General features: G+C 61.5%; 21 protein-coding genes. 7 read left to right on the forward strand and 14 right to left on the reverse strand.

Going from position 1 to position 23469, the window contains the following annotated elements; translation table 11 throughout:
- Nucleotides 1-2 precede the first annotated feature (2 nt).
- The 7 genes from DY251_RS01450 to otnK all read right to left on the reverse strand — a co-directional run bounded on the left by DY251_RS01450 (nt 3) and on the right by otnK (nt 7389).
- Nucleotides 3-986: an ABC transporter ATP-binding protein gene (locus DY251_RS01450; RefSeq protein ID WP_425373266.1), complete on the reverse strand. Its 984-nt coding sequence runs from the start codon at nt 984-986 to the stop codon at nt 3-5.
- Nucleotides 986-1822 carry an ABC transporter permease gene (locus tag DY251_RS01455; protein WP_116622051.1) on the reverse strand — a complete coding sequence of 279 codons (837 nt, stop codon included), beginning with the start codon at nt 1820-1822 and terminating at the stop codon, nt 986-988. Before DY251_RS01455 ends, DY251_RS01450 begins: the two co-directional genes overlap by 1 nt.
- Entirely contained in the window at nt 1819-2832 is a 1014-nt protein-coding gene (locus DY251_RS01460; protein ID WP_116622052.1) for an ABC transporter permease, read from the reverse strand. The genes DY251_RS01455 and DY251_RS01460 overlap by 4 nt, the downstream gene beginning before the upstream one ends.
- 33 nt (nt 2833-2865) lie before the next feature.
- Nucleotides 2866-4356, reverse strand: a complete 1491-nt coding sequence (locus DY251_RS01465; protein ID WP_245415826.1) for an ABC transporter substrate-binding protein — start codon at nt 4354-4356, stop codon at nt 2866-2868.
- Between the two features lie 258 nt (nt 4357-4614).
- Nucleotides 4615-5325: a GntR family transcriptional regulator gene (locus DY251_RS01470; protein WP_137113288.1), complete on the reverse strand. Its 711-nt coding sequence runs from the start codon at nt 5323-5325 to the stop codon at nt 4615-4617.
- Between the two features lie 137 nt (nt 5326-5462).
- Complete coding sequence (locus DY251_RS01475; RefSeq protein ID WP_116622055.1) at nt 5463-6107, reverse strand: class II aldolase/adducin family protein; 645 nt, start codon at nt 6105-6107, stop codon at nt 5463-5465.
- Between the two features lie 4 nt (nt 6108-6111).
- Nucleotides 6112-7389 (reverse strand): 3-oxo-tetronate kinase, encoded by a 1278-nt coding sequence (gene otnK / locus DY251_RS01480; RefSeq protein ID WP_116622056.1) that lies wholly within the window; start codon nt 7387-7389, stop codon nt 6112-6114.
- Between the two features lie 105 nt (nt 7390-7494).
- On the opposite strand from otnK, the gene DY251_RS01485 reads away from it, so the two are divergent.
- A complete protein-coding gene (locus DY251_RS01485) occupies nt 7495-8721 on the forward strand; it encodes an aminotransferase class III-fold pyridoxal phosphate-dependent enzyme (RefSeq protein ID WP_116622057.1) in 1227 nt (408 codons plus the stop codon).
- 41 nt (nt 8722-8762) lie between these two features.
- Here the strand turns inward: DY251_RS01485 and DY251_RS01490 are convergent, their stop codons facing one another.
- From DY251_RS01490 to DY251_RS01500, 3 genes are all read right to left on the reverse strand, one after another.
- Nucleotides 8763-9440: a GntR family transcriptional regulator gene (locus DY251_RS01490; RefSeq protein WP_116622058.1), complete on the reverse strand. Its 678-nt coding sequence runs from the start codon at nt 9438-9440 to the stop codon at nt 8763-8765.
- A gap of 103 nt (nt 9441-9543) precedes the next feature.
- Nucleotides 9544-10521 (reverse strand): transketolase family protein, encoded by a 978-nt coding sequence (locus DY251_RS01495; RefSeq protein WP_116622059.1) that lies wholly within the window; start codon nt 10519-10521, stop codon nt 9544-9546.
- Entirely contained in the window at nt 10518-11354 is an 837-nt protein-coding gene (locus DY251_RS01500) for a transketolase (protein ID WP_425373267.1), read from the reverse strand. The genes DY251_RS01495 and DY251_RS01500 overlap by 4 nt, the downstream gene beginning before the upstream one ends.
- Nucleotides 11355-11504: 150 nt before the next feature.
- On the opposite strand from DY251_RS01500, the gene DY251_RS01505 reads away from it, so the two are divergent.
- Both DY251_RS01505 and DY251_RS01510 read left to right on the forward strand, forming a co-directional pair.
- Nucleotides 11505-12872, forward strand: coding sequence for an aminotransferase (locus DY251_RS01505; protein ID WP_116622061.1), 1368 nt, complete (start codon nt 11505-11507; stop codon nt 12870-12872).
- Nucleotides 12873-12908: 36 nt separating this feature from the next.
- Nucleotides 12909-14348 carry an NAD-dependent succinate-semialdehyde dehydrogenase gene (locus tag DY251_RS01510; RefSeq protein WP_199498758.1) on the forward strand — a complete coding sequence of 480 codons (1440 nt, stop codon included), beginning with the start codon at nt 12909-12911 and terminating at the stop codon, nt 14346-14348.
- A gap of 21 nt (nt 14349-14369) precedes the next feature.
- On the opposite strand, the gene DY251_RS01515 is transcribed toward DY251_RS01510, so the two are convergent.
- Both DY251_RS01515 and DY251_RS01520 read right to left on the reverse strand, forming a co-directional pair.
- Nucleotides 14370-15050 carry a GntR family transcriptional regulator gene (locus DY251_RS01515; protein WP_116622063.1) on the reverse strand — a complete coding sequence of 227 codons (681 nt, stop codon included), beginning with the start codon at nt 15048-15050 and terminating at the stop codon, nt 14370-14372.
- A gap of 81 nt (nt 15051-15131) precedes the next feature.
- Nucleotides 15132-15686 carry a VOC family protein gene (locus DY251_RS01520; RefSeq protein WP_116622064.1) on the reverse strand — a complete coding sequence of 185 codons (555 nt, stop codon included), beginning with the start codon at nt 15684-15686 and terminating at the stop codon, nt 15132-15134.
- Between the two features lie 132 nt (nt 15687-15818).
- On the opposite strand from DY251_RS01520, the gene DY251_RS01525 reads away from it, so the two are divergent.
- The gene (locus DY251_RS01525; protein WP_116622287.1) at nt 15819-16739 is read left to right on the forward strand and encodes an aminotransferase class IV; all 921 of its coding nucleotides are present in this window, start codon (nt 15819-15821) and stop codon (nt 16737-16739) included.
- Nucleotides 16736-17509, forward strand: a complete 774-nt coding sequence (locus DY251_RS01530; RefSeq protein WP_170971240.1) for an SDR family NAD(P)-dependent oxidoreductase — start codon at nt 16736-16738, stop codon at nt 17507-17509. The genes DY251_RS01525 and DY251_RS01530 overlap by 4 nt, the downstream gene beginning before the upstream one ends.
- A 3-nt stretch (nt 17510-17512) precedes the next feature.
- On the opposite strand, the gene DY251_RS01535 is transcribed toward DY251_RS01530, so the two are convergent.
- Nucleotides 17513-19699: an alpha-ketoacid dehydrogenase subunit alpha/beta gene (locus DY251_RS01535; protein ID WP_116622289.1), complete on the reverse strand. Its 2187-nt coding sequence runs from the start codon at nt 19697-19699 to the stop codon at nt 17513-17515.
- Nucleotides 19700-19900: 201 nt separating this feature from the next.
- Nucleotides 19901-20590: a GntR family transcriptional regulator gene (locus DY251_RS01540; protein WP_116622290.1), complete on the reverse strand. Its 690-nt coding sequence runs from the start codon at nt 20588-20590 to the stop codon at nt 19901-19903.
- Between the two features lie 164 nt (nt 20591-20754).
- On the opposite strand from DY251_RS01540, the gene DY251_RS01545 reads away from it, so the two are divergent.
- Entirely contained in the window at nt 20755-22131 is a 1377-nt protein-coding gene (locus tag DY251_RS01545) for an aspartate aminotransferase family protein (RefSeq protein ID WP_116622065.1), read from the forward strand.
- A gap of 254 nt (nt 22132-22385) precedes the next feature.
- Nucleotides 22386-23444, forward strand: a complete 1059-nt coding sequence (torT, locus tag DY251_RS01550) for a TMAO reductase system periplasmic protein TorT (protein WP_116622066.1) — start codon at nt 22386-22388, stop codon at nt 23442-23444.
- The last annotated feature ends 25 nt before the right edge of the window (nt 23445-23469 follow it).

The following is a 23469-nucleotide window of genomic DNA, read 5'->3' on the forward strand; positions in this document are numbered from 1 at the left end:
GGTTAGCTCCTCGCGACCTGAAGAGACATTGCTACCTCGATCGGATGATGGCAGGCGAGCTCCACGGCGCCGAATTTGCGCCGCGGCGGCTCGACAGTGTTGCAATCGTCCTGCGCGCGCGGGCAGCGCGGATGGAAGCGGCATCCAGCGGGGAAGGCGCCCAACCCAGGCGCGCCGCCGACAATCGCGTTGAGCTCCTGCTTGGCCGGTGTCTGCGAAATCATGGCGCTGGTCATCAGCGCCGCGGTGTAAGGATGTGAGGGCTGCAGCATGATGGAATCGGCCGGCCCGATCTCAGCAATTCGGCCAGCGTAGAGCACGAGGATCCGGTCGGCCACTTCAGCAACCACGCCCATGTCGTGGGTGATAAGGATGATCGTCAACGCCAGCTCGCGCTTCAGGTCTGCAAGCAACTCGAGGATCTGCGCCTTGATGGTGACATCAAGCGCCGTCGTCGGCTCGTCGGCGATCAGCAGGCTCGGGTTGGCGGCCAGCGCCATCGCGATCATGGCGCGCTGCCGCATACCGCCGCTGATCTCGTGCGGATAGGCCGAAGCGACACGGCGCGGGTCGGGAATACGAACGCGCTCCAGCATCTCCACCGCGCGCTTGTTTGCCTCGGCTCGGTCGGCAAGGCCGTGAGCGGTAAGCGTTTCCGCGATCTGGTCGCCGACCGGCCAGACCGGGTTCAGCGAGCTCAACGGATCCTGATAGATCAGACCGATCTCCGGGCCGCGCAGCTTGCGCAATTCGGCATCGGGCCGATTCAGCATTTCGCGATCCTTGAAGCGGATCGAGCCTGAGACGAAGGCAGTGGGCGGCTGCAGCCCGGCGATCGACATGCCGGTGAGCGACTTGCCCGACCCGGACTCGCCGATGATGACGAAGGTCTCGCCCGCTTCGACGTCGAAGGATATGCCATCCACCGCTACCAGATTCTGGCCCTCGCGCTGGAAACCGATTGCGAAGTCGCGAACTGAGAGGATCATGCGGCGCGCCTCGAAGCGAGCGCATCGCCGATCAGCGAGAAAGCGGTGGCCGTCAGCATGATCATCGTGCCGGGAAAGACCAGATACCACCAGGCAGAGCCGAAATAGGGGCGGGAGTCGCGGATCAGCAGGCCCCATTCCGGCGTCGGCGAATTGGCACCGAGGCCGAGGAAGGAGAGGGCCGTGACGGCGACCAGCGCATAGCCGATGTCTGTGGTGACGCGCACATTCACCTCCTGGACGACAAAGGGAATGATGTGGCGGCGCAGGATAGTCATCTCGGAAACGCCGAGCGCGCGGGCGGCCTCGACATGCGGCCGTTCGCGCAGGCGCAGCACCTCGCCGCGCACCAGCCGCGCATAACCCGGCCACCAGATGATGGCAAGCGACAGCGCCACGCTGTCGAGGCCACGTCCGATGGAGGCGGCGACGGCGAGCGCCAGAACTAGTGCCGGAAAGCCGAAGAAGAGATCGACGATGCGCATCATCAAATTGTCGATTCCCCGGCGCGCCATGCCGGAGATCGCGCCGTAGATCACGCCGAACAGGGCGGAGGCGAAGACAATGGCGATCGCAACGCCGAGCGAATAGCGGGTTCCGTAGACGATCCGCGAGAATACATCGCGGCCACCCTCGTCCGTGCCGAAGATGTGCGTAAGGCTCGGCGGCTTCAGCCGGTCGGCCATGGCGAGTGCGATCGGGTCGTGCGGCGCGATCACGCCAGGCAGAAGTGTGAAGGCTGCCAGTATCGCCAGCACCAGCAACGCGAGCGGCAGCAGCACGCCTTTCGGCCTCGTGATGGTCCAGCGCGCAGGTTGGGTGGAAATGCTCATGAGCCGACACTCTGCACGCGCGGATCGATCACCGGATAGAGTAGATCCATCACGAGGTTGATGATCACGAAGCCAGCCGTCGAGACGATCGCCAGTGCGATGACCGGAGAATAGTCGAAGACTTGGAACGATTGGTAGGCGTAGAGGCCGATGCCGGGCCAGTCGAAGATCACCTCGACCAGGATAACCCAGCTGATCATGTAGCCGAACTGCATGGTGGTTGCTGTCAGGATCGGCGAGAGCGCATTGCGCAAGATGTGCTTGAACAGGATGCGGTTCGGCGACAGGCCCTTGCCGCGTGCCGTGCGCACATAGAGCCGGCTCTGTTCCTGGATGAGGGCGGCGCGCGATAGCCTTGTGCCCACCGCAAGCAGATTGACGACGATGGTCGCGGCGGGGAGGGTCAGATGCTTCAGGCTGGCAAGAAAGGCCGAGAGGCTGCCGGCGAGCAGGGAATCGATCAGCAGGAAGCCGCTGACCACGGGCGGCACCGTCTCGCGGATCGGGAAGCGCGCGCCGAGCGGCAGCCAGTGCAATTTGTAGAAGAAGAAGAACTGTAGCGTCATGCCGAGCCAGAAAACCGGGATCCCGGTGCCGATCATGGTGATGAGGCGAATGGTGCCGTCCACCGTGCCGCCGGGGTGGCGAGCCGCGAGCACCGCCAGCGAGAAGCTAATTGCCAAATAGAGGACGAAGCTGAAGGTCAGAAGCTCCAGCGTCGCCGGTAGATACTGCTTGAGGTCGGTGCTGACACTGCGACGCGTGCGAATGGACTGGCCGAGATCACCCTTGGCGAGGCCGATCATGTAGGAGGCAAACTGCTCCGGCAACGGACGGTCGAGACCGTGCTCTGCGCGGATGCGCTGCACGGTCTCCTCAGAGGCGTTCTGGCCAGCCAGGAAGGCGGCGGGGTCGGCTGGAACGACACGGCTGAGAAAGAAGGTTATGACCGCAACCGCAATGAGGACGAGAAGGCCCCAAACCAGACGCTTGAAAAGGAATGCGATCACAACCGTGCTGTCCGTATGCCCACCCCGCTGCTGTTACTTGCTGTACATTTCCCAGAAGCGGGCGTTGATGTACTCGGCCGGGTCTATGCGGTAGCCGCCGATCCGGTCGGGCTCAGGCACCACCGTTTTCGGCCGTGCTGTCCAGATTACATAGTGGGAGTCTACCACGATATCAGCCGCCTGTTTGAGCAGTTTGCCCCGCTCTGTGGCATCGGCGATTGTCGGCAGCTTGGCCACAAGATCCTGCAGCGTCTGATCGAAGAACTTACCCGAATTGTAGAAACCGCCCTTCAGATAGTGGGCCGAGAAGAACTTGGTTGCGTCGGACGGGCTCAGATTGGCGTTGCCGAGCACAAAGCAGTTGCTCTTGTCGGACTTGATGGCGGTGATCGCCTCGACGAAGGGCTGCTCCTCGATCTCGACTGTGACGCCGAGTTGCTGGGCAGACGACTGAAGCACGGTCGCTGCAAAGCGGAATTCCGGGAAGCCAGCGGGTACTGAGCATTTCATCTTGGCATTGGCGAGACCCGACTTGGCAAGTGCAGCCTTGGCGGCGTCGAGATCGGTCTTGATCTCCGGCTCTTCTTTTTCCGGGCTGCCTGGGAACCATGCCGGAATCGGACCGCGGCCCACTTCGGCCTTGCCCTGGAACGACTGCACCATGGCATTATAGTCGAACGCCTTCACCAATGCGTCGCGGAAATCCTTGTTGTTGGTTGGTGCCAAATCCATGTTGAGATAGATCGCCGGCCAGGCCCATAGATTGTTGCCCTCGACCATATGGAAGCCGCTGCTGGTGCCGATGCGCAGTGCTTCGTCTAGCGGCACGAAATTGGCGAGGTCGAACTCGCCGCCTTCGAGGCCACGGGCGCGGTTCGCGCCGTCGGTGACGAAACGGTCGAGCACGCGGTCGAACGGCTTTTCCGGGAACTTGCCCCACCATTTGTCGTTGCGCTTCAACTCGATCTGGGTGCCGCGCGTCCAGGACACAAATTCGTAGGGACCTGTGCCGTTGGCATTCTCGTTGAACCAGGCCTGGCCTTGGTCGTCCTTGTGCTTGTCGATGTCCACATGCGACAGCATCTCGATGCGGCTGAGGTTGGAAGCAAGGAAGACGGTTGGCTGCTTCGTCTCGATCTTGACGGTCATGGGGTCGACCACGGTGACGCTGGCAATATCGTCGACGAGATAGGACTGGCCCTGACCGATCTTTAGCAGACGGTCGAGCGTTGCCTTGACGTCGGTTGCGTCGAAGGGTGACCCGTCATGGAACGTGACGCCGTCGCGCAGCTTGAAAGTCCAAACCTTGCCGTCCTGCGTCCATTCGGTCGCAAGCGCCGGCAGCAGCTTCGAAGGGTCGGCGAGATCGAAGTCGATCAGGCGGTCGTAGATGTTGCGGGTGACGGTGAATTCCCAATTCACATTGGCCTTGGCCGGGTCGATGGTGCTCGGCTCGCCGGCATCGGCATATACGAAGGTGGACGCGTCGTCGGCGAATGCCGAGTAGGAGACGCCACCCATCATAAGGCCGAGCGCTATTCCCAAAATTCCGTTGCGAAGCTTCATTTCTCTCCCCGTATTTTTGACCTCTGGAAACAGAATATATCATATATGATAGAGGCCGCAAGCGCGCATGACGACCTTTCCGCATTGCGCGGAGAGCGGTAAAATCGGGAACAGAAGCAGCGTTGAGGCACGGCGAAAAACGCCGATGCTCAAGCCCGTTCCGTGTCGCTACAGAATGGAGGGGGTACTCGATTTTGGGGGAGGGAAAGGGCCGGACTAGCGTCGTGACCGACGCGGGGGCTCATCCCCGGCTTCTTCCTTGCTCTCGATCCCAGCAAGGTGCTCGATGAATTTGCGGCCGCCTTCGATCAGGTCCTGTTCGAAGGCGTGTCGGAGCGCCGCCTCGTCCTTGGCACGCAAGGCTGCGATTACGTTGACGTGCTGGTGTCGGCCTTCATAGGTCGGGTGGCCATGCGGATAGAGCAGGCTGAGCAACGGCCCGGCCTGAATCCACAGCTTCTCGATCATCTCGATGAGATGCGGCATTTCCGACTTGCGATGGACCGCGAAATGGAAGTCGTAGTTGTACTGGAGCGCGGCCGCATAATCCTTGGCGCGCTCTGCCTGAACTAGCTTGTCGTGTATCTCTTCGAGCGTGCTCAGGAATGGCTCGTCGATGTGCGGCATTGCCTTCGCGGCCGCATAGGGTTCCAGCACCAGGCGGATATCGCGAAGCTCCAGATATTCCTTGAGGCTGATCCGCCGTACGCGAATGTAGTAACCCGGTTTCATTTCCAATGCGCCGTCCTTGACGAGCTGGAACAGCGCCTCGCGTACTGGCGTCTCGCTGGTGCCGAGTTGCTGAGCCAAGTCGCGGATCTTCAGCCGGTCGCCAGGATGTAACCGCGCAGACATAAGCTCCTGACGTAAGCGCAGGTATATCTGCGAGGAGAGGCTTGTCGCCTGGATCTCAGGCAGCTTGTTCATTTTCAGCGGGCTCGCTTTTGCAACTGGACGACCGTCTTCATGATCACACAGCACCAGGCATGTCCATATCGTGGTCTGGGAAGCATTCGAAAATCCAGTTCATAACGAGGGTCATTATACCTTGCTGGCCAGGCTCGTCAGCCAGCTAGCAAACCTGTTCCATAATTGCCGTAGCGTTTGCCGACACGTGCCATTTCTTCTTCCGGGAGCAGCATGGGCTCGCCGCCTTGCAGCGCCATCAGATATTGGCGGGCAAGAGTTTCGAGCTTGACCGTAGTCTGGAATGCGGCTTCTAGCGTCTTTCCAATGGCGATCATGCCATGATTGGCGAGCAGGCAGGCGGTGCGATCCTTCAGGGCCTCGACAGCCGCCGCCCCAAGGTCGCCCGTGCCGAAAGTTGCATAACGGGCGCAGCGCACGTCGGTGCCGCCGAAGGCCGCAACCATATAGTGGAAGGGAGGCAGTGGCTTGCGCAGGCATGCCAGCGCCACGCAAGCGTCTGCATGAGTGTGGATCACTGCATTGGCGGCCGGATAGGCGCGCAGAATCGCCGAATGCATGTGCCATTCGCTCGACGGGATGCCACCGGTCGCGCCACCGTCGTCTTCGACCCGGACAAGCCTTAAAGGGGAAAGATTGGCGCTGTTTGCCCCAGTTGGCGTGATCAGCATGGCGTCGGCTATCCGGCAGCTAACATTACCGCTGTTGCCGTGATTGAAGCCTTTGTCCTGCAGACGACCCACGATGTCGACGATTGCGAGGCCGGCTGCGTCTTCGTCCATCACCTCAGTCCTCTGGATGCCGCATTGATTCTAGCGTCGGCAGGAACATGTCGACAGGACCGAGCTTTCCGGATTTGAGGCTGAGGGCAACAACCTCCGCCCCTTCCGTTGTCGCCCGGGCAATTCCCGGCCCGCGATAGGCGCCAACCCTCAACCGGTCGATGCCAAGCTGCTCGACCACCGTGCCGGATGTCTCGCCGCCCGCGACTAGGAAGCGCCGGACACCGCGTCCGCGCAGTTCGACCGCAAGCCGGCCAAGGACAGTTTCGGCGAAGGCCGCAGCGCCATCGCGACCAAATTTCGCCTGCGCGGCCGCGACCTGGTCCGGGCCTGCCGATGTGGCGATCGAAATCGGCCCGCTGTCGAGATGGTCGCCTGCCCAGGCTAGCGCCTTCTCAACCGCGGTATCGACACTTGCGACCGAAGCGATGTCGATGCGGTGCACCGGCCTTGCCTTTTCAAAGGCCGCGAGTTGCTCCAGCGTGCATTCAGCGCAACTGCCCGCAAGCACGACGCCGGGGCTCTCAACGGCTGGCAGCGGCCGCTTCGGCGGCGCGTCATCCAGCCAGCCGCGCTCGCGCCACAGCGGGGGATAATGGCGGATGACCGGCGCGTTGCCCGTCATTAGCGGCCAGTCGACGGTCAGTTCGGCGATCGCGGCAAGATCTTCGGGATATATAGCGTCAAAGATGATGTGCCGGACGCCTTGTGCGACAAGATGGTCGAGATGGGCGCGGCGGCTGGTAGGATCCGCCCGCACGGCATTGTGCGGCAAGAGGCCAACAGAGAGTTTGGACTGCCGCTGTAGCACGCGCACCAGGCTGGGGTCGGTCATAGGAGTCAGCGGGTCGAGCCGCTTCGGCGATTCCGAAACGAGCTGCGCGCCGACGAAGAGATGGCCTTGGAAGACGCTGCGCGCGAGGTCGCCGGAGCTCGGGCAGAAGCCGGTTTGGGAGGACCGCGTCAGAGCCAGCAGGTTATCAGTGACCGGGCCGATATTGCCATCGTCAGTGGAATCGAAGGTGGCGCAATATTTGAAGAACAGCCGCCTCACGCCGATTTCGAGCAACTGCTGAGCCGCATATTCCGATTTCCGCACGGCCTCGGCGGCGGGAATGACGCGGGTCTTTTGCGCGACGACGATTGCGGGCGAGTGGGCAAAGTCCTGAACCAGCGCAGGCTTGGTCACAAAGCCGCAATCGATACCCAGCGCCACCAGCATTGCCGCCGTTTCCATACCGCCGGTGAGATCGTCGGCAACGACACCAATGATGGGCTGCATGTTTCTCCCGCAATTCCGAAGCTATTGTGCAAAGATGATACATCATATATCGAAAACTGAAAAGCAGTCTTGGGCGACGGGTCCCAAGACGCACGGCGGGGTTTCATGGATCAGCAGTCGAAGAGCAGTGACGGTGCCTTGCGGGCCCGGGCTATGCGCGTCATCCCAGGGGGAATGTGGGGCCATCAGAACGCGCCGCGAATGCCGGCCGGATACCCGCAATATTTCGAACGCGCTCAAGGGTGCCGCACCTGGGATGCGGACGGACGTGAGTATATTGATTTCATCTGCGGCTGGGGGCCAACGATCCTGGGCTACGGCGATGCCGACGTCGAGGCCGCGGCAGATAGGCAGCGTGCGCTTGGCGACGCGATGAACGGACCGAGCGAGCGGCTTGTCGAATTAGCAGAGCTTATGGTCGAAACCGTCCCGCATGCCGACTGGGCGATGTTCTCCAAGAACGGCACGGATGCCACCACAGCCTGCCTGACGATCGCCCGCGCAGGCACAGGGCGACGCAAGATATTAGTCGCGCGCGGTGCCTATCACGGCGCCATTCCGTGGTGCTCACCGTCGGTCGTCGGCGTTACGGATGAGGACCGGGCGCACCTGCTCTATTACGACTACAACAATGTCGAGAGCCTCGAGGCCGCGGCCGAAGAGTGCAGGGGCGATCTCGCGGCGATACTGGTCTCGGCCTTCAAGCACGACCTCGGCAAGCCGCATGAATTGCCGACCGTGGCGTTTGCGCAAAAGGCGCGGGCGCTCGCCGATAGCGCTGATGCGGCGTTGATCGTCGACGACGTTCGCGCCGGCTTCCGTCTCGATATGGGCGGCAGCTGGGAACTGGTGGGCGTGCGCCCCGACATGGCCGCCTGGAGCAAGGCGATTGCCAATGGCCATGCGCTGGCCGCTGTCACCGGCAACGACCGCTTCCGCGAGGGTGCAACGCGCATCTTCACGACCGGCTCGTTCTGGACGGCCGGTGTGTCGATGGCAGCCGCGATCGCCACGATCCGGAAACTCAGCGCGGTCGATGCCGTGGTGCATATGCGCGCGATGGGCCAACGCTTTCGTGACGGCCTCGACGCACAAGCCAAGAGGCACAGCGTGCCGCTGCGTCAAAGCGGGCCGGTGCAGATGCCGGTACTCTTGTTCGAGAGCGATGCGGACCGCAGGCTCGGCGATACCTTCTGCCTGGAGGCGCTCGCACGCGGTGTCTACCTGCATCCGTCTCACACACTCTTCCTGTCCGCCGCGCACCGGGAGACTGATATCGATATGGCACTCGCGGCAACCGACGAAGCGCTAGCTGCGGTTGCCCGGCTTTAGATACTGATGCAGGATTTGCTTCGCGACCGACGTGGGACGGATCAGGACGCGACGAAGCCTTCGTGCTCTTGCAGGAAACGGAGGAAATCCTCGCCTCCCAGGATAAGGTCCTGTTCCATGGCGGTGCGGGCCTTTTGCGGGTCGTTTTCACGAAGGCCCTCTATTACCGTCAGGTGCTGGGCAGCGCCCACATATTTGTGTTCGCCTTCCTTGAAAAAGACGGTCAGCATCGGCCCCATCGAAACCCACAGGCTTTCGATATGGGCGACCAGCATTTCCATGCCGGAGAGCCGGTAGACGGTGAAGTGAAAGTCGCGGTTGTAGCGGAATGAAAGTTCCGGATCGCCGGAGCGATCTGCCTTCTCGAACACTTTCTGGATGCTGGTCAGCTTATCGATGTCGTCCTTCGTCGCGTTCTGCGCCGCAAGCTCCGTGGCAAGGCCTTCCAGCGACAGCCTTATGGTGCGGACCTCCATGTAGCGCGCAAGCGTCAGCGCCGGCACGGTGACGAAGCGGCCCGAACGCAGCTCCAGGCCGCGCTCGCTGACAAGCCTCAGGCATGCTTCGCGGGCGGGGGTGACGCTGGTACCGAGCTGGTCGGCGAGATCCTGCATTACCAGACGCTGGCCTGGCCGGAACCGTCCTGCGACCAACCCTTCGCGAAGGGCGACATAGGCGCGCGTGGAAAGGTTGCCTTGCTCGAGCGGCTGAATGTTCACGACAAAGGTCTCCTCCGCATTGTTGAGTGGCGTTTTCTGCCGGCAGTGATTCTACAAGATATATCCAATAGTCGCTTTTTCCCCCACTGTATTGTCGAGCCTGCTAAGCGAGCAAGGATTGCGCGACGGTTTCGACGCCGGGCCCATCGAGCTTGTAGTGGCGATAAAGGTGGCTCGGTGGCGCGATCAGGCTGTACTCGTCCTTGATGCCATGCCGGACCAACCGTGCACCGCCGCCTTCCTCGGCCAGAACTTCGGCGACCGCGCCGCCCAGGCCGCCAAGGATGTTGTGCTCCTCGACGGTCAGGATGATGCGCGATTTGCGTGCCGCCGCCATCACCGCATCGCGATCGAGCGGCTTGATCGTGTGCATGTCGATGAGACCGACGGAATGGCCCTTGCCGTTCAAGGCTTCCATCGCCTGTTTTGCAGAGTGCACAGCCATGCCACAGGCGATGATGGTGATGTCGTTGCCGATGCCGTGGACCACCGCCTTGCCGATTTCGAACGGTGCATCATTGGCATAGACGACAGGATCGTGACCGCGCGAAATGCGGAAGTAGATCGGTTGCGGATGATTGACGGAAGCGCGCAACGCTGCCGCGAATTGCGGGCCGTCCGCGGTCGAGATCACGGTGAGGTCGGCAATCGAGCGCATGATGGCGATATCCTCGGTTGCGTGATGCGAGGTGCCGTAAAAGCCGAGCGAAATGCCGGTGTGATGACCGATCAGGCGGACCGGCTGCGCGCAATAGGCGACGTCCATGCGGATTTGTTCGCAGCAGAGCAGCGCGAGGAAGGACGCGAAGGTCGCGACATACGGCATGACGCCGGTAGTCGCCATGCCGGCTGCGGCCGAGACCATGTTCTGTTCGGAAATGCCGAATTGCGTGAAGCGCTCGGGGAAGCGGCGGGCAAAGCCAACGAGACCATTGGAATACTGCAGGTCGGCGGCGCCAGCGACGACCGGATGGCCGGCTTCGGCAAGCTCAATCAGCGTGTCGGCCAAAGTTGCAAGCGAAGGAGCGCGCTTGTTTATCTCGCGGTACTGCCAGCTGTCGGGATGCAAGATCGTGCTCATTTTGCACCTCCGAGGATCATGTCGCGGGCGCGGGCTTCGTCTTCTGGCGCGAGGTAGCCGAGATGCCAACCAGGTTCGGTTTCCATGTAATCGATACCCTTGCCCTTGACGGTCCTTGCGATGATGCAGCAGGGCTTTTCGCGATCTGTATCGGCCTTGACCTTGCGCAGCAGGTTGGCGAGCGCCACCACGTCGTGGCCGTCGACATCATGCACCTCCCAACCGAATGCGCGCCATTTCTCGCCCAGCGGTTCGACCGCGGCGACGTCGTCGACCTTGCCGTCGAGTTGATAGCCGTTGCGGTCGACGATGGCGACGAGCTTGCTCAAACGATGGGTGGCACCGCTGATCGCTGCCTCCCAGACCTGTCCTTCTTGCATCTCGCCGTCACCGAGCAGAACGAACACGTTGAAATCCTGCTTCTGTAAGCGGCCACCCAACGCCATGCCGACGCCATTGGACAGCGCATGCCCAATCGAGCCGGAGCTGAAGTCGACCCCGGGTACCTTGCGCATGTCGGGATGGTCACCCAGCGGACTGCCGAGACGGGTGTAGTCGTCGAGCCAGGAACGGTCGAAGAAATCGAGGTCGGCGAGGATTGGAAACTGCCCGACCGCCGCATGGCCCTTGCCCATCAGAAAGCGGTCGCGCTCAGGCCAGTTCGGCTCACCGCGACGGATTCGCATCGTGTCGTAATAGAGCGTCGAAAAGATCTCAGCGCAGGAGAATACCGACGAATAGTGGCCGACCTTTGCAATCGAAATCAGCCGGATCGTTTCCAGTCGCACGAAGCGCGCGCGTTCGCGCAGAAGAGCGGCCTGCTCGTCCGATATGTCGCCGCCGCTATTACTCGGCCAGCGGTTCGCACCTGATGCCACGCCTGCTTCTCCCCGGTTTTCAGTGTTGGACAGTCTCGACAACTTATAAGTTATAAGATATTCGATTGAGCCGCAAGAACAATCGCCCGTCCGAAGGAACAGGAAATGCCGCATAATTCGGCGCGTGCCATCGACATGAGCATGCATCTGCATTCGCAGACTGATCCGCGCCGGCACGAGCAGGATGGGCCGCTGATCATTTCGGGCGGCGAAGGGGTCTATGTTCGCGACGATGCCGGCAACCGTTACATCGAGGGCATGTCCGGTTTGTGGACGGCCTCGCTCGGGTTCAACGACCAGAGACTGGCCGCCGCTGCAGCCTCCCAGTTCGCTCAACTCGCCAATTATCACACATTCAACCACCGTACGAACGAGCCCTGCATCGACTTGATCGAACAGCTCGCGGCGGTCTCGCCAATTGCGGACTGCAAGATATTTCTCGCCAACTCCGGGTCGGAAGCCAACGATTCCATGGTCAAGCTCGCCTGGTACTATCAGGCCGCGCGCGGCAAGCCGGATAAAAGGCGCATCATCAGCCGCAATGGCGCCTTCCATGGCAGCACGGTGATGGGCGCGGTGCTGAGCGGCCTGCCGCATATGCACCGCTCGTTCGGCATGAAGTCTGACGATATCCTCTATGCCGGCAAGCCGCATTTCTACCGCGAGGCGCGGGATAGTGAGACCGAAGAGGCATTCACCGACCGGCTCATTGGCGAATTGGAGACGATGATCCTGGCGGCTGGCCCTGACACGATCGCGGCGATGATAGCCGAGCCAGTGATGGGCGCGGGCGGAGTTGTCGTGCCGCCGAAAGGTTATTTTACCAAGCTCAGCACGCTGCTCCAAAAGCACGATATCCTGCTTCTGGCCGATGAGGTGGTTTGTGGCTTCGGCCGCACTGGCAACTGGTTCGGCAGTCAGACCTTCGGCTTTAAGCCGGATATGTTCTCGGTTGCCAAGGGGCTTTCCTCCGGCTACCTGCCGATCGCCGCTGTGGTCGTCTCAGATGCGCTCTATCAAACGATCGCCGACGAAGCGCATCGCAACGGCACCTTCGGACATGGCTTCACCTATTCAGGCCATCCCGTGGCCTCAGCGGTCGCCGCCGAGGCATTGCGCATCTACCACGAGATCGACGTCGTCGGCCGTGCCCGCGTCCTCGGGGCCCAGATGCTGGAGGCGCTGCGCGAAGCGCTTGCCGATCATCCGATGGTCGGCGAGATACGCGGTGTCGGCCTGCTTGCCGGCATCGAGTTGGTCGCCGACCGACGCACGAAACAGGGCTTTCCAGCGGAGGCCAGGATTGGCGCGCAGGTCGAGCGTGCCTGCCGGCAACGCGGCATAATCCTGCGTAACATGGGCGACGTGCTGGCGCTCTGCCCGCCTTACATCATTGAGCCGGACCAGATCGACGAGCTTGTCCGCGCGCTTTTCCTCGCAATCGAAGACACAAGGGAAAGCCTCTCGCTCTGAGGCTTGGCTACCATGACAATAACAATCAGACAGGACATGACCATGTATCCCAACGTCGAGCTTTTCATCGACGGAAAGTGGGGCGCCGCGTCGAGCGGCAAGACGCTCGAGGTTCGCAACCCGGCCACCGATGAAATCATCGGTTCGGTTGCCGTTGCTGGCACCGCTGATCTCGATCGTGCGTTGGCGGCTGCCGAACGCGGCTTCAAGGTCTGGCGCAAGGTCTCGGCCTTCGAACGCGGCAAGGTTATCCGTGAAGCTGCGCGCTTGATGCGCGAGCGTGCCGGCAGGATTGCGGCCTTGCTCAGCTTGGAACAGGGTAAGCCACTGAGCGAGGCGACCATAGAGGTATTGGCTTCGGCCGACATTTTGGACTGGTTCGCGGAGGAAGGGCGTCGCACTTACGGCCGCATCGTGCCGGCCAGGGCCAGCAACGTCCATCAACTGGTCGTGCGCGAGCCGGTCGGCCCGGTCGCGGCGTTCACGCCATGGAATTTCCCGGTATCGCAGGCGATCCGCAAGATTGGCGCGGCTCTCGCCACCGGATGCTCGATCATCGTCAAGCCACCGGAAGAGACGCCTGCCTCGCCCGCCTGCCTCGCCGAGGCATTCAAGGACGCCGGCCTTCCCGACGGTGTGCTCAACCTCGTCTATGGCAACCCTCCGGAAATTTCGAACTACCTGATCCCGCATCCGGTGATCCGGAAGGTGTCCTTCACCGGCTCCGTCCCAGTCGGCAAGCACCTCGCCGCGCTCGCTGGTCAACATATGAAGCGCGCGACTATGGAGCTTGGCGGACACGCGCCTGCCATCGTCTTTGACGACGCCGACCTCGACAACGCGGCAAGCTTGTTGGCGACGGCCAAGTTCCGAAACGGCGGTCAGGTCTGTGTCTCGCCGACGCGTTTCCTGATCCAGGAGGCATCTTACCCGCAGTTCGTCGACAAGCTCGTCGGCCATGCGCGCGCCATTAAGGTTGGCGACGGATTGGCCGAAGGCACACGTATGGGACCGCTGGTCAATGAAAGGCGGCTACAGGCCGTCGAGGCGATGATTTCCGAAGCGGTAGCCGTGGGCGCCAAGCTCGAGGCTGGCGGCAAACGCATCGGCAACAAGGGCGCCTTCTTCGAGCCCACCGTACTCAGCGACTTGCGACCCGACATGCGTATCATGAACGAGGAGCCGTTCGGGCCCGTGGCGCTGGTCATGCCGTTCGGCACCTTCGAAGAGGCGGTAACCGAGGCCAACAGGCTGCCGTATGGGCTCGCGGCTTACGCCTTCACCCGTTCGCTGAAAACGGCGACAGAACTTGGCGCCGAGATCGAAACCGGCATGCTGACGACGAACCATCTGGGCCTGGCGCTGCCAGAAGTGCCCTTCGGCGGTGTCAAGGATAGCGGCTACGGTTCCGAAGGCGGTTCGGAAGCGCTGGAAGCCTATCTCGTCACCAAGTTCATCAGCCAGGCGGGGTTCTAGTGCTTCCCACCTCTGCTTGGGTTAGGTGAAAATCTCGGTGTGCTGTTCGAGCTGCAGGCGGGTGCGACGGATATGGCCGTATAGGATGAGGCCGGCCTGTTCGCCGTCACCCCGCTTCAGCGCTTCGAGGATCAGCCGATGCTCGTGATGCACCGCCGCCATGCCGGCCTTGCCAACCGAGGCGGCGAAAGCGCGGCGGTATTGCTGAGTGGTGTTCCAGAATTTGTGTATCATATGAGCGAGCTGAGGCATGCGTGCGCCTTCATAGCTCAGGAGGTGGAACTCGCGATCGAGCTGGAGGAACTCGTCGATGCTCTCGACGCCTTCGATGCGCAAGACGAGCTCCTCCAGACGCGCAAGGGCTTCCGGCGAGAGGTTGGCGCTACTTTCGGAAAGCGCCAGTGGCTCCAGCCGCTCGCGGATCTTGTATATCTCGATGCATTCGGCGCGGTCGAGCTTGGAAATCCAGGCGCCGCTATTGGGCACGAGGATGACCAGTCCCTCGCTTTCCAGTTGCCGAAGCGCCTCGCGCACCGGGATACGGCTGATGCCGTATTCTTCGGCGAGTTCCTCCTGGCGGACGCGGCTGCCCGGGCGCAGTCGGCCCGACAGGATGGCGTCGCGCAGTGCATCGGTAACACGGCCGCTGGCCAGAGCGGCGCCGTTGCCGTCGATTCCGCTGCTTGCGCGTCTGCCGTCCATGATCTCAATTCCCCGCATCGTGTCGATTCCGAAGATATTAGAGCATCGGCGAGCAGGTGGGAATCTTCACGAGTCAATCGCTCACAGGTGAGGACTGGCCGGATGCCAGAGCCGGTGCTTCGTCTTGCGCTCATAGCCCTTGCCAGCCGGGAACGAGACCAGTTCGAGTTGCATGCCCCAAGGACTCAGGAAATAGACCCAGCTCTGACCAGCGCTCGGTCCCTCGGTGCGCACCGTCGGCTCGCCGAGCACACGCACACCGTGCGACCTGAGATAGGCAACTGCCTCACCGATATCGTCCACGTAGAAAGCGAGATGGTGCCCGCCGACATCGCTGTTTCTGGGCTGAGTGCCGTGCTGGTCAGGAGCCGCGTATTCGAAGATCTCGAAGTTGGAGCCATGACGGCAACGCAGGAATTTGAGCCGCTTCATCACCGCTCTCGGGTGCACATCGAGATGTGTTTCCATCCAGTCCCCATCGGACTGGAAAGGCCCCAGTTCGTAGAAGGGCTCACAGCCGATAATCTCGACGAAGAAGCTGACCGCTTCGTCGAGGTCGGGAACAGTGAAGCCTATATGCTCGGTGCCGCGCAGCCCCGGAAGGCCGTTGCGGGTGTGGCTTGTATCGTGAGGCATTGCTGATCCGGCGTTTACAATTCGGTACGACCGTATCCAACGTGCGCCTATTGGCAAGAGAATTAGGCGATCTGGCTGAATAAATTCAGTAGATTGTATACAATGATGGAGTCGACATTTGTGGAGGATTTCATGGCAGACAACACCGCTTACGATCCGGCATTGGGCATAGCATACGTCAACGGCAGCTATATGCCGCTTGCTGAGGCGGCTATTCCTATCACCGACCGTGGCTTCGTGCGTTCCGACGCGACTTATGACGTCACGCATGTCTGGAAAGGCCGCTTCTTCAGGCTCGACGATCACATCGAGCGCTTCATGGCGTCGATGCGCGGCTTGCGCATGAGCCTGCCAATGGGGAAGGCCGAGATAGCCGATATCCTTGTCGAATGCGTGCGCCGGAGCGGGCTGCGCGATGCCTATGTGCAGATGACCTGCACGCGCGGCGTGCCGCCGGTCGGCACCCGTGATCCGAGGCTGTGTCAGAACCGATTATACGTGTTCGCGCAGCCCTTCGTCTGGATCGCCAATGAGGAGCAGCGACGCGACGGATTGAAGATGGTGGTGAGCTCAGTGCAACGCATACCGCCGGAATCGCTCGATCCGCGCCTGAAAAACTTCCACTGGCTCGACCTGACGATGGGCATCTTCGAAGCCTACGACAACAACGCCATCGTCGCCGTCCTCCATGACGGCAAGGGTAACGTCACCGAAGGCGCCGGGTTCAACGTATTCGCGGTGAAGGACAACGTCATCACCACGCCCGAACGTGGCGTCTTCGAGGGCATGACGCGCCGCACGGTGATGGAACTTGCCGGTGAAGCGGGCGTCACCTGCGAAGTGCGACCACTGCCGATCGAGGAATTGCGAGAGGCGGACGAGATATTCATCTCGAGTTCCGCCGGCGGCATCATGCCGGTGACGGTGCTGGATGGTCGCATCTATGGCAATGGCAAGCCCGGCCCGGTCACTAACCGTATCCACGACCTCTATTGGGCCGCGCACAAGGAAGGGCCGCTTTGCACACCCGTCGACTACGGAGCAGAAGCGTGAGCGCCGAAGCGGGAGAGCGTGTCGTCCTGGTGACAGGCGGCACGCGTGGTATCGGCGCCGCCTGCGTCAAGCGGCTGGCATTGGACGGCGCTCGCGTCGTCTTTACCGGACGGGACCAGGCCGCGGCTGATGATGTCTTAGCCGCGGTTCCGGGCGCAATCTTTGCTCCGGGCGACGCGACCCGCGAAGTCGATTGCAAGCGCGCGATCGAGGTCGCGCTTGAGATCGGTGGGGGACACATCGCCGGCCTCGTCAACAATGCTGGCGCCGGAGCGCGGCTTGCCTTCGAACGGACGACGCTTGACGACTGGAATCGGACGATGACGGCCAACACAACCTCGGCCTACCTGTTCACACGTCATGCGCTGGCGGGGTTGCGGAAAGGGCGCGGCGCCGTGGTTATGATCTCGTCGGTAGCCGGCCTCGTTGGCGAGGAAGGGCTCGCGATCTACACCGCATCCAAGGCGGCACTGATCGGGCTCAGTCAGGCGCTGGCACTGGAATACGGATCAGAGGTGCGCTTCAACACCGTCTGCCCCGGTCAGATCGCGACCCAGATGATGGCCAAGACGCTTGCCATTCCGGGCCGGCGCGAAAGACTGGAGCAACGCATCCCGGCGGCGCGGCTCGGAACGCCGGAGGATGTTGCGGAAGCCGTCTCGTGGCTGCTTTCTCCGGCTGCGAATTTCATCAATGGCGCGGTCTTGAACGTCGACGGCGGCGAGACGGCCGGCTTCAGGACGCCGCCAGACGAACCGAAGGCTGTCTAGATTCTATGCCAGAGGCCGGCCCTGATCGGCCATGACCTGGCGCAGTCCGCGCTCGATATCCGCCGGGCGGGTGCAGGCCGCTGCCTCGAGCAACTTGGAAATGCTGGGCGAAGCCTCGCCACCATGAACCCGCTGGATCGGCTGGTCGAGCCAATCGAAGCAGCGGTTCTGGATCTCGGCGGCAAGTAGCCCGCCATAGGACGTGCCACGCGCACCCTGCTCCACGACAAGCACATTGCCGGTCTTGCGAATGGAGGCCTCAATCGTCTGCCAGTCGAGCCCGGCGCGGTCGAGTGAGCGTAGATCGATGACCTCCGCATCGACATCCAGGCGCTCGACCGCTTCGAGCACGGGACGCACCATGGCGAGATAGGTCAGGACGGTCATAGCCGTGCCGTGGCGCACGACCTTGGCCCTGCCGAGCGGGATGCAATAGTCGAGGTCGTCGACAGGTGCTGGGCCGGTCGAGTTGTAGAGATCAACATGCTCGATCACCAGCACCGGATCCTTGCAGCGTAGCGCGCTATTTATCAGCCCGACATAGTCGAACGGCGTCGACGGGGCGACGATGCGCCAGCCGGGCGAGGTGGCGAAGATGCCGGCCGGGTCCATTGAATGCTGCGAGCCGTAGCCCGTGCCCATGGCGACCTTGGTGCGCAGCACCAGCGGTATGTCGATGTCGCCGCCGAACATGTGGCGGGCCTTGCCGATCTGGTTGAAGACCTGGTCAGCGGCCACCCACATGAAGTCGGGATACATGAACTCGACGACCGGAAGGTATCGGCCATCCATCGCGATGCCACCCGCGAGCCCGGTGAAGGCGGCTTCGCTGATGGGTGTGCCGAGCACCCTATTCGGGAAAGCTGCGGCAAGGCCACGCGTCGCACCGTTGGTGCCGCCTTTTAGCCGATGCACATCCTCGCCCATGATGACAATGCGTTCGTCCGTTGCCATGCGCCGGTGCATGACATCGGCCACTGTGTCGATGAATTTGGCGGCGCTGGTGATCGCTCCGCCGAAGGTCTCAAGTTCCTCCGTGCGCTGGCCGTGCAGCTCGGTGAGGTCACTGCGTATGCCGGTGTCGCGGAATCCCTCGTCGGGCCATAGCGCGGCCTTGATACGGTTCTTGCCTTGCACCTGCTCGATGAGTTCGGCGGCGACTTCGTTCATAAGGCCAAGTGCGCGTTCGCGCAGCGCCGAAACGCCGCTGGCGCCGATGATCTGGCGCTGCTCCATTTCATTGGCCAACCGATCAAGCGGGTCGCGCTCGCGCCATGCTGCCTCCTCGACCTTGTCGCGATAGCCAAAGGCGCTGCCGGGCAGCGGTCCGTTTTGATGGAAATAGCGGTAGACGTCAGCCTCGATGATGGTCGGTCCACCGCCGTCGCGCATCAGCTCCATGGCTTCTTTTGTCGCAAGAAGGACGGCAAGGGGGTCCATGCCATCGACTTTCCACGCGGGAATTGCGAAGGCTGATCCGCGCGCTGACAGACGTGGCTCGGCGGTCGCTTCCTCGACATGGGTCGAGACGGCATAGCGGTTATTCTCGATGAAGAAACAGAGCGGCAGCTTCCAGGCGGCGGCAATGTTCATCGTCTCCAGCACCGAGCCGATGTTGACGGCGCCATCGCCGAAATAGGCAAAGGCCACGTCGCCCTTGCCGGCGCGCTTATGCGCCCAAGCAGCGCCCGCAGCTAACGGAACGCCACCACCGACGATCGCGTTGGTGCCGAGATTTCCGGCTTCCGCCCAGCGCAGATGCATCGAGCCGCCGCGGCCGCGGCAAAAACCCTGCGCCAGGCCGAGGATCTCGGCCAGCGATCGTTGCGTGAGGCCGCGAATGGGCGGCGAGAAGTCGTCGGCGGGCGCCAATCCCATCGGCGCGACATAGCGGATCGACTTGGCGAGGAACTGGTGATGCGCGCGATGGGAACCATTGATCTGGTCGCTTGCCCGCATGAGAGCGGCCGAGCCGACCGCACCGCCTTCCTGACCGATCGCTGAATGGGCAGGGCCGTGCACAAGACCCTGCCCGGCGAGCTCCAGCACTTTCTCCTCGAAGGCGCGGATCAGATGGGCCGAAACCAGCATGGATTCTAGCAATGCCGGGTCGGTGTCGTCCCAATCGGTGCGCGTCGTGCGAAGCTCGCGCCAAGGAGCCGATGAAGCCAGTGTCGTGTAGTCGGGCATCCGGTGCTCCGCCATAGTCGATAATTATATTGGATACGATAGTTGCCAGAAATGCCGATTGAAAGCAAAAAAATCAGTGAAAATATGAAAATTGGATACAATGATGCGATTCAGAACGCTAGTTGGCCGCGTTCATGATGGCGCGCGCATCGGGTGCGGCATTGATGCTGCGCATTAGCGCCCGCCCGGTGAGCGCCGCGCTCAGTTCGCTTGGTCTGCGCCAGCAGCGCGCCTGCTGAACAACCGTTCTAGAATTACATTTCCGCCCTCGGTGATATCGGCGATGATCGCACGTTCGGCTGCGTCGGAATCCTTATTTTCGACCGCAGCGAGAACCGCGTAGTGATTGTCGATCATAGCGCGGCCGCCTTCGTGATAGGATTCCGCAATCAGCGGCCCCATCTGCAACCAAAGCCGGTTCAGGATGCCGCGCAGCACCACCATGTCGCCTATGTCGGCGAGCGCGAAGTGGAAGGTCTGGTTGAGTTCCAGTCCTTCGGCCCAATTCTTGTCGGCGATCGCACGCTCGTTGAGAGCAATCAAATCGTGCAGCCGTTCGATATCCTTCGCCTTCGCCTTGAGCGCGGCCTCACGAGCGGCAAGCCCTTCCAGCTTCAGCCTTATCTGACGGATCTCGCGATAGCGCTCCAACGTGATGATGGGCACGCGTACCTCGCGCGCTGATTTCTGCACCAAAGCTTCGTCCTGGATAAGCCGCAAAATTGCGTCGCGAACGGGCGTGACGCTTGTGCCGAGCGATTGAGCGAGTTCGCGGATCGTCAGCCGAGCATCCGGCGCGAAGCGGCCTTTGATCAGTGCCTCCGCAACGCGCGCATAGACTGTCTCGCCGAGATTTTCGCGCTCGAGCGTCTCGAAATTGAAGCCCGCCATGCCGCTGTCCATCCCGTTAAGCAATCACCCAAAAGGGCTTGACAATATATCTTATAAGAAACATGATGCATCAAACACCGCAATGCAAGAGGGAACTGCAGTCCGTCTTCGAGAAGAGGGAGTTCATGCTTCCTCGCTTAGACGCCTGCAGCAGGAGCCACACGATGGACACCAGACCGAATTCTGCCGAAGCCCGCGACATTCGCTATCACATGCATGCCTACACGAATGCCCGCAAGCATCAGGAAACCGGCCCGCTGGTGATCGAAAAGGGCGATGGCGTTTATGTCGAGGATACCGCCGGCAATCGTTACATCGAGGCGATGGCAGGCCTGTGGAGCGTTGCTGTCGGCTTCTCGGAAAAGCGGTTGGTCAATGCCGCGACAAAGCAGATGTCGAAGCTGCCCTTCTATCACGACTTCGGTTCGAAGGCGCATGCGCCGCTGATCGACCTGGCCGAGAAGCTGGTGCAGATGGCACCGGTGCCGATGAGCAAAGCCTACTTCACCAATTCCGGCTCGGAGGCCAACGACACGGCGATCAAGATGATCTGGTACCGTTCGAACGCGCTGGGAGAGCATGCACGCAAGAAAATCATCAGTCGCACGCGCGGCTATCACGGCGTCACAATCGCCTCGGCCAGCCTGACCGGCCTACCCAACAATCATCTCTCCTTCGACCTACCGATCGCCAATATACTGCACACCTCGACGCCGCATCACTGGCGTGACGCCCAGCCCGGTGAAAGCGAAGAGCAGTTCTCGACGCGGCTTGCCGCTGATCTGGAAAATCTCATCCTGGCCGAGGGGCCTGAAACGATCGCGGCCTTCATCGGCGAACCGATCATGGGCGCTGGCGGCGTCATAGTGCCACCCGCCGGCTACTGGGAAAAGATCCAGACGGTGCTGTCGAAATACGGCATCCTGCTCGTGGCTGACGAGGTGATTTGCGGCTTCGGCAGGACGGGAGAGATGTTCGGCTCGCAGACGTTCAACATAAAGCCCGACATCATAGTGCTATCGAAGCAAATCTCTTCCTCCTACCTGCCGATTTCGGCGCTGCTGATCAACGATAGTGTTTTCGAGCCTATCGCCGATGAGAGCGATCGTATTGGCACGTTCGGTCACGGCTTCACCGGCGGCGGTCATCCGGTCGCCGCGGCCGTTGCGCTGGAGAACATCAAGCTGATCGAGGAGCGTGATCTCGTAGGCAATGCCCGCAAGGTCGGTGCGCATCTGCAGGCAAAGCTGCGTCGGCTCGCCTCGCATCCGCTGGTGGGTGAGGTGCGTGGCGTCGGTCTGATCGCTGCTGTCGAGCTTGTCGCCGACAAGGCGAGCAAGGCGCCCTGGGGCAAGCCGGCAGCGCTCGGCACTTTGGTCAACGGCTTCCTGCAGCAGAATGGCGTCATCTCGCGCAATATGGGCGATGCAATTGCGTTCTGCCCGCCGCTGATCATCACCGAGGCGCAGATCGACACGCTGGTGGATGCGTTCGAGCGCTCGCTCGACGCGGCACTCCCTCAGGTTCATCCGCAGGGCTGAGAAATCCAGCAGCAGGCGAAAGCACCCTGACGGGCAAGTAGCGCATCACGCATTGACATATATCATATAAGATGTAAGTTGTGAACTGCGCGATATGAATGAGAATGGATACATTTATGCGACATTCTGCGTTTAAAGTTTGAAATTCTGACGAACGAGTGGCAGATTGGATACATAACTGGCCGAGCTTAATCGGTCGATCGAGTAGAAACTCACGGGCCCTCCAAGGGCAGCTGTTCAAATGGGAGACTGATATGAGTGGATTGAAGAAGACGCTGGCTTTGGCGCTGTCGGCCACGGTGCTGTCGGCGGGAATGGCGCACGCCGCCGACTGGTGGCCGTTCAAGATCGCCTCGGCAAAGGATGGCGACCTCAAGAATGTTGGAGAGATCGAATACAAGCCGCTCGATAAGGCGGAGAAGCCCTGGAAGCTCTGCGTGCTCTTCCCGCATCTGCAGGACAGCTATTGGGTGTCGGTGGATTACGGCATCGTCGAGGAGGCCAAGCGCCTGGGCGTCAAGGTGACGGTGCTGCAGGCGGGTGGATACACTGCGCTGCCGAAGCAGATCTCCCAATATGACGACTGTGTTGCCGCGGGCGCCGACGCCATCCTTATCTCGGCAATCTCGGAAGCTGGCATGGCCGCCAAGATCAACGAAGGCATGAGCAAGGGCATCGTCAACATCGCCGTCGCCAATCCGATCCTGGAGACACCGATCACCGCTCGCATCACGCCCGACTTCTACCAGAAGGGTTTTCAGACTGGCGAGTATGTGAAGAAGTATCTGGGCGACAAGCAGGGCACCGCAGTAGCGTTCCCTGGCCCACAAGGCAGCGGCTGGGCCGAAACCTACATGAACGGATTCCGCGACAGCACCAAGACCGGCAACGTCAAGTTGGTCGGCGAAATGTTCGGCGAGGCCAGTGTGCCGGCTCAGCTCAAGCTGGTCGAGGACGCGCTGCAGACCCATCCAGACGTCAACGTCATCTGGGGCGGCGCTCCGACGGCGGAAGCCGCGATCGGTGCTGTCGCCGACGCCGGCCTGAGCAACGTGACGATCATGTCCTCCTATGAGAACCAGACCATGCTGAAGGCCGTCAAGGACGGCTCGGTGCTGGGCTTCGCTACCGAATATCCGGTCATCATGGGGCGCATCGGTGTCGACCTCGCGGTGCGCGCGCTGGAAAAGAAAGATCACGAGAAGGTTCTGCTGGTTGCACCCGGCATCGTTACCAAGGACAATGTCGACAAGATCGACACGACCCAGATCTTCGCGCCGGACAACTGGCGCCCTGAGTTCTCGGTCGAATAGCGCGGCCGTTTACGCGACCTGCACA

The sequence above is a fragment of the Mesorhizobium denitrificans genome (assembly GCF_003403035.1).
Lineage (GTDB): Bacteria > Pseudomonadota > Alphaproteobacteria > Rhizobiales > Rhizobiaceae > Mesorhizobium_G > Mesorhizobium_G denitrificans.